At 74.9% G+C, this 1001-nt stretch carries 1 protein-coding gene; it reads left to right on the top strand.

Features of this window, described 5'->3' with window-relative positions:
- On the top strand, positions 1–1001 hold a 1001-nt coding region (locus tag ACGF13_RS40270), incomplete at both ends, for a serine hydrolase domain-containing protein (protein ID WP_392884610.1).

Here is a 1001-nt window from a genome sequence, read left to right as displayed (position 1 = left end):
ACGGGGCGCCGGCGCGGCCGCCCGGCCGTGCGCTTGGTGGCGCTCGCGCTGGCGGGCGCGGGCCTGGTGGGGGTGACGGCCCCGGCGGCCGGTGCCCTCGGCGCAGCGGGACCGGCCGGAGTGGTGACGGTGACCGCTGCCCAGGACCCTGCGCAGGACGCCGCCGGCCGGGGGCCGGGCAAGGGCGTCGACCCCAGGGCCCTGGACGCCGCGGTGCAGGCCATCGTCGACTCCGGCGGGGCCTCGGCCTCACTCGCCCGGGTCGGCGAGTACGGCCGCAGCCGGTGGAAGGGCGCCGCCGGTACCGCCGACTACGCGACCGGCGCCCCCGCCTCGGCGACCGGCCGGTTCCGGATCGGCAGCGTGACCAAGACCTTCGTCTCCACCGTCGTCCTCCAGCTGGTCGCCGAGGGACGGCTGGGCCTGGACGACCCGGTGGAGCGGCTGCTGCCGGGCGCGGTGCCGAACGGCGCGAACATCACCCTGCGCCGGCTGCTCAACCACACCAGCGGGCTGTTCGACTACACCGAGGACCAGGCCTTCGACCCCACGGCGCCCGGTTCCCTCGAACGATGGCTGGAGTCCGGCCGCTACACCCGCTGGACACCGCAGCAGCTCATCGCCCTGGCCGACAACCACCCGGCGTACTTCCCGCCCGGCCAGGGCTACCACTACTCCAACACCGACTACATCCTGGCCGGACAGATCATCGAGCGGACCACCGGCCGCACCTGGCAGCAGGAGGTGGAGCGTCGCATCATCCGCCCGCTGGGCCTGACCGGCACGTCCATGCCCGACCACGAGACGGCCGTCCCCGGCCCGCACGCGCACGGCTACTTCGACCTGCCCACCGGCCGCGTGGACGTCACCGAACTGGACCCGAGCATGGCGGGCGCGTCCGGCGCCGGGATCTCCACCACCGCCGACCTCAACACCTTCATCACCGCCCTGCTCGGCGGACGGCTGCTGCCCCGGCCGCAGCTCGCCGAGATGATGACGGT

This window comes from Kitasatospora sp. NPDC048286, assembly GCF_043201735.1.
In the GTDB taxonomy this organism is placed as follows: Bacteria; Actinomycetota; Actinomycetes; order Streptomycetales; family Streptomycetaceae; genus Kitasatospora.
The sequence above is the reverse complement of the archived record's forward strand: the minus strand, read 5'-3'. Positions and strand labels throughout refer to the sequence as shown.